At 64.4% G+C, this 5,488-nt stretch carries 4 protein-coding genes; 3 read left to right on the forward strand and 1 reads right to left on the reverse strand.

The window, feature by feature from the left end:
• Positions 1-828: 2Fe-2S iron-sulfur cluster-binding protein (locus ACRCSW_RS03245; RefSeq protein ID WP_438702549.1), on the reverse strand; the 828-nt coding region annotated here is incomplete at its 3' end.
• A gap of 289 nt (positions 829-1,117) precedes the next feature.
• Here ACRCSW_RS03245 and ACRCSW_RS03250 point away from each other — a divergent pair.
• The 3 genes from ACRCSW_RS03250 to dnaE all read left to right on the forward strand — a co-directional run.
• Positions 1,118-1,663, forward strand: a complete 546-nt coding sequence (locus ACRCSW_RS03250) for a DUF2269 family protein (RefSeq protein WP_438702551.1) — start codon at positions 1,118-1,120, stop codon at positions 1,661-1,663.
• Between the two features lie 180 nt (positions 1,664-1,843).
• Entirely contained in the window at positions 1,844-2,446 is a 603-nt protein-coding gene (locus ACRCSW_RS03255) for a hypothetical protein (RefSeq protein ID WP_438702553.1), read from the forward strand.
• Positions 2,447-2,494: 48 nt separating this feature from the next.
• Positions 2,495-5,488: DNA polymerase III subunit alpha (gene dnaE / locus ACRCSW_RS03260; protein WP_438702555.1), on the forward strand; the 2,994-nt coding region annotated here is incomplete at its 3' end.

Consider the following 5,488-nt stretch of genomic DNA (forward strand, 5'->3'; position numbering starts at 1 on the left):
CACCGACGCATACCGCCGCAGAAGCTCTGCAAACGAAGGCAACCGCCCCGCCACCGCCGCCTGCAAAGCCGCAATCGTCACGCAAGCCCCCACATGCAGCTGCCCGCCCTGCACCTCGATCCCCTGCAGGTCGCGAACCCCATTCAGGAACGCCACCGGCTTCAGGTCACGCAGCGCCTTCGTCACCCAAAGCCCCACGTCCGTCGCCCCTGCAATCAGCACCGCCTCCGGGTTCGCCAGAGACCACTCCGCCACCTCGTCACTGTCGCGCGGGCTGAAAGCGCCGGGGAGGCCGCCTGCCTCCCCGGACCCCTCCGGGGATATTTGGGGAAGAGAAAGCGCATCGGCCCTCATCCATTCCGGCACCGGCGCGCTTTCGACAGCCTCGGCCGCCCGCACAATCGGCGCATAGCCCGTGCAGCGGCACAGGTTCCCCGCCAGCTGGTCGTCGTGATCGGTAGCCCCATTGAGATGCGCCACCGCCATCGACACCACAAACCCCGGCGTGCAGAACCCGCACTGGCTGCCATGATGCTGAACCATCGCCTCCTGCACCGGATGCATCTGACCGCCGGGCCCCGAGATCCCCTCGACCGTCCGCACCGCTTTGCCGTCAAGCTGCGGCAGAAACAGGATGCAGGCGTTCAGCGCCTTCGACCCCTCGGCGTCGGTGACCATCACCGTACACGCGCCGCAATCGCCCTCGTTGCACCCCTCCTTGGTGCCGCACAGACCACGCGTTTCCCGCAGCCAGTCCAGCAATGTCCGCGTCGGGGCTTCCCCCTCGACCCGGACCGGCGTTCCGTTCAACAGAAACGCTACACTCATTCGTCTGCCCGCCGCGGTCTCCCCATTCAAGGCATTCTGCGTGGCCGCCCGATGCGGCGTAAAGCGACCCACGCGCCCTTTCTTCTTCTTCCATCCATCAAGCCGGGCGGGACGATTCAAGGCAAGAACAAACTGTCCGGAAAAAATCGAAGCTCTTGTCAGGATTTGCCGAATATTCCGGCGCGCTCGGGCGTTATCGAGGCGCAGGTAGGGATTGTCCTACTCGCGTCTCGCCGTGGCAATGGGTATCGGTCACGTATCATTAGCATACATACAATGGAATTTCCCCATGGACCTCTCAACCCTCCTCAAGTTCTTCCACGTCATCGTCGCCATCCTCTGGGTCGGCGGCGGCTTTGCCTTCATCCTCGCCGGCTTCATCCTGACCAGACGCGCGCCAGCAGCCGAGCAAGTCTCGCACATCCGCACGGTCGCGCTCCTCGGCCCCCGCTTCTTCATGCCGGTCAGCATCGCCACCCTGATCAGCGGCCTCGCCCTTCTGTTCCACGGAGGCTGGGGCTGGCAGCCCTTCACCATCCTCGGCCTGGCGGGAGTCGCCTTCACCACCGCCTTCGGCATGCTGGTGATCGCGCCGTCCAGCGAACGCGCGGTGAAGTTCGCCGACACCTACGGCCCGGCCGCAGCCCTGCCGACCCTGCGCCGCCTCTACCGGCTGGCCGTCATCGACTACGCGGTCCAGTTCGCCATCGTCTTCCTGATGGTCGCCAAACCCAGCTGGGAGGACCTTGCTTTCATGGTCCCGCTCGCCCTGACCGTCCTGATCGCGCTGGCCGCCGCCATCCTGCCAGCACCAAGCCGGACCACCAGAGCCTGATCCCGCGCAAGTAGGGTTGCAACACCGGGCAGATCGGCGAGGCTCCGGTCATGCCCGGTGCCAACCTCCTTTACGTTAATTTCGCAGCTGAACCCGTCAAACGCCACAAGACGGTTCTGGACATTTGAAGGGGACAACACTAAGACCCAAGCGCCTCGCCCCACAACCAGAAGACCTGAATTGAGTTACCAGTTCAACCAATCTGCCAACCGTTCTCCCGCACCCCCGGCTGGCCGACCGCTGTGGGTCAAGGTCCTAGGTTATCTGACGTTTTTCTTCCCACTCGTCGGCGCAGCGCTCAGCTTGTTCATGCTGAGAAACTACCTGCCCTCCCAGGACTGGCTTCAGACCTCCGCGCCGATTGCTATGGTTTGCGGGGCCGTCACAGCACTTCTCTGTGCGCTGGCCGTATCAACTGGCTTTCGCTACCAGGCACAAGAAACCGGCAAAGCCATCGGCCCTGTGACGCGCTTCATTGTCGTGTTGGGCGGTATGTTCCTCGTCTATCTATCAGTCGGCGAACTGGTGCACCGTGGCGTGCCTGCGGTCCTCGCAATGAGTTATGGAACGACGGTCGAGCACGACTACATCGTTGAACGGACTAGTGAACAGGGCAGCCGCAGATGCAGACGTGCCGTTTATGTCGAAGGACCGTCTTTGAGCAGCCGCCTCTGCGACATGCCCTTCCGGTTTACAGAGGAGCTTGCCCCCGCGATGCCAGTGACCTTCATAGGCAAGGGCACGTCGATGGGTCTCTTCGTCGAGGACTTTCGGAAGCTCTAGGGTTCCAGACCCTTCCCCGTCCCTCCGCGCCGCGTTAGCGTAGCTCCCATGCCCGGCGCAAATCCCAGATTCATCCACCTCCGCACCCATACCGAACACTCGCTTCTCGAAGGCGCGGTGCCGGTCAAGAAGCTCGTCGAGCTCTGCCAGAAGGCCCGGATGCCCGCCGTCGCCGTGACCGACACGAACAACATGTTCGCCGCGCTGGAGTTCTCGGTCACCGCCATGGCCGCAGGCGTCCAGCCCATCGTCGGCTGCCAGATCGCCCTTGCCCATGACCCCGCCCAACCCGGCGAACGACCCCGCCAGCCCGCCCCCATCGTCCTCTTGGCCCAGAACGAGGCGGGCTACCGGAACCTCCTCAAGCTCAACACCCATCTCTATATAGACGGCGCTATGGCCGGGGCCGCGAACCTGCCTCAGGTCACCCTCGATGAACTCAAGCAGCACTCCGACGGCCTCATCTGCCTGACCGGCGGCCCCGAAGGCCCCCTTGGCCGCTTCCACGCCACGGGCCAGCACGCGAAAGCCCGCCTGATCCTGGAACGGCTGGCAACGATCTACCAGGGCCGCCTCTATGTCGAGCTCCAGCGCCATCCCGGCCCCGCAGGCCAGATCTCGGACACCGAGACCCAGGTCGAACGCGGCGCCATCGACCTCGCCTACGAACTCGGCCTCCCCATTGTCGCCACCAATGACGTCTACTTCCCCAAGACCGAGATGTATGAGGCCCACGATGCCCTCATCTGCATCGCCGAAGGCGCCTATGTCGACCAGCAGCAACCCCGCCGCCGCCTGACCCCGCAGCACTACTTCAAGTCCGAAGCCGAAATGGCCGCGCTCTTCGCCGACCTGCCGGAGGCTTTGGAGAACACCGTCGAAATCGCGAAACGCTGCGCCTTTGCGGTCAAGAAACACGCGCCCATCCTGCCGAAGTTCGCCGATGACGAGGTGAATGAGCTTCGCCGTCAGGCCAATGAAGGCCTGCAGGCCCGCCTCAAGGTCATCCCCCATTCCGCGACGCCCGAGGAATACCAGGCCCGCCTCGACTTTGAACTCGACGTGATCGAGAAAATGGGCTTCCCCGGCTATTTCCTGATCGTCGCCGACTTCATCAAATGGGCCAAGGACCACCACATCCCCGTCGGCCCCGGTCGAGGCTCGGGTGCCGGTAGCCTTGTGGCCTATGCGCTGACCATCACCGACCTCGACCCCCTCCGCTACGCCCTCCTCTTCGAACGCTTCCTGAACCCCGAGCGGGTCAGCATGCCCGACTTCGACATCGACTTCTGCATGGACCGCCGCGAAGAGGTCATCACCTACGTCCAGGACCGCTATGGCCGCGACCGGGTGGCCCAGATCATCACCTTCGGCGCACTGCTCTCGAAGGCAGCCGTCCGCGACGTGGGCCGTGTGCTGCAGATGTCCTACACCCATGTCGACAAGCTCTCGAAGATGATCCCGGTCGAAGGGGTGAAGCCGGTCTCGATCACCAAGGCTTTGGCCGACGAACCCCGCCTCCGCGAAGCGAAGAAGGAAGAGGTCGTGGCCCGCCTCCTCGACTACGCCGCCCAGATCGAAGGCCTTTACCGCAACGCCTCGACCCATGCCGCGGGCGTGGTGATCGGCGACCGCCCTCTGGACCAGCTGGTGCCGCTCTACCAGGACCCCCGTTCCGACATGCCCGCCACCCAGTTCAACATGAAATGGGTCGAGGCCGCGGGTCTGGTGAAGTTCGACTTTCTGGGTCTCAAGACCCTGACCGTGATCCAGAACGCGATGGACCTCCTGGCCCTTCGGGGGGTGAGCTTCGATATCAACCTGATCCCTCTGGATGACAAGCCGAGCTACGACCTCTACGCCGCCGCCAAGACCGTCGCTGTCTTCCAGGTGGAATCGTCGGGCATGATGGACGCGCTCCGCCGGATGAAGCCCACCTGCATCGAGGATATCGTCGCCCTCGTCGCCCTCTACCGCCCCGGCCCGATGGAGAACATCCCGGCCTATTGCGAGGTGAAGAACGGCCTCCGCGACCTGGAATCGATCCACCCGACCATCGACCACATCCTCGCCGAAACCCAGGGCATCATTGTCTACCAGGAACAGGTGATGCAGATCGCCCAGGTCATGGCAGGCTACAGCCTTGGCGGCGCGGACCTGTTGCGTCGCGCGATGGGCAAGAAGAACCCCGAGGAAATGGCCCGCGAACGCCCGAAGTTCATCCAAGGCGCCAAAGCCACCCACGACATCCCCGCCGCCAAGGCAGGCGAAGTCTTCGACCTCCTCGAAAAGTTCGCCAACTACGGCTTCAACAAGTCCCACGCCGCCGCCTATGCCGTCGTCAGCTACCAGACCGCCTACCTCAAGGCCAACTACCCCGCCGAGTTCATGGCCGCGGTCATGAACTGCGACCTCCACCTCACCGACAAACTCGCCGTCTACAAGCGCGAGGTCGACAAGCTCGGCCTCAAGACCATCGCCCCCTCCGTCAACGCCTCCCTCGCCACCTTCACCGTCCGCGAAGGCGCTATCGTCTACGGCCTAGGCGCGCTGAAGAACGTCGGCGTCGACGCGATGCAACTGATCGTCCGGGCGAGGATGGCCCCCGCCCTGTCCAGTTCAGACGAAGCTGTCAACCCGCGCCTCCCCTCCCCCTCGTGGGGAGGGGATGGGGGTGGGGGGCACCCCGCCAGCCAAACCGACAAACCCTTCACCACCCTCTTCGACTTCGCCCGCCGCGTGGACCTCAAACGCATCGGCAAGCGCCCCCTCGAAATGCTCGCCCGCGCCGGCGCCTTCGACCAGCTAGACCCCAACCGCGCCCGCGTCTTCGAAGCCCTCGACCCCCTCACCGCCTACTCCGCCGCCATCCACGAGGCGGCATCCTCCTCCCAGGTCTCCCTCTTCGGCCAGGCCGGAGCCGACATCCCCGAACCCCGCCTCCCCTTCCGCGACGACTGGCTCCCCGTCGAACGCCTCGCCCAGGAACACCAGGCCATCGGCTTCTACCTCTCCGGCCACCCGCTGGACGACTACATGCCC

Source organism: Tabrizicola sp., from assembly GCF_051645465.1.
GTDB lineage: Bacteria > Pseudomonadota > Alphaproteobacteria > Rhodobacterales > Rhodobacteraceae > Tabrizicola.

Coding starts and splice junctions, on each gene's coding strand:
- ACRCSW_RS03250 (WP_438702551.1), top strand. CDS start 1,118: ATGGACCTCTCAACCCTCCTCAAGTTCTTCCACGTCATCGTCGCCATC.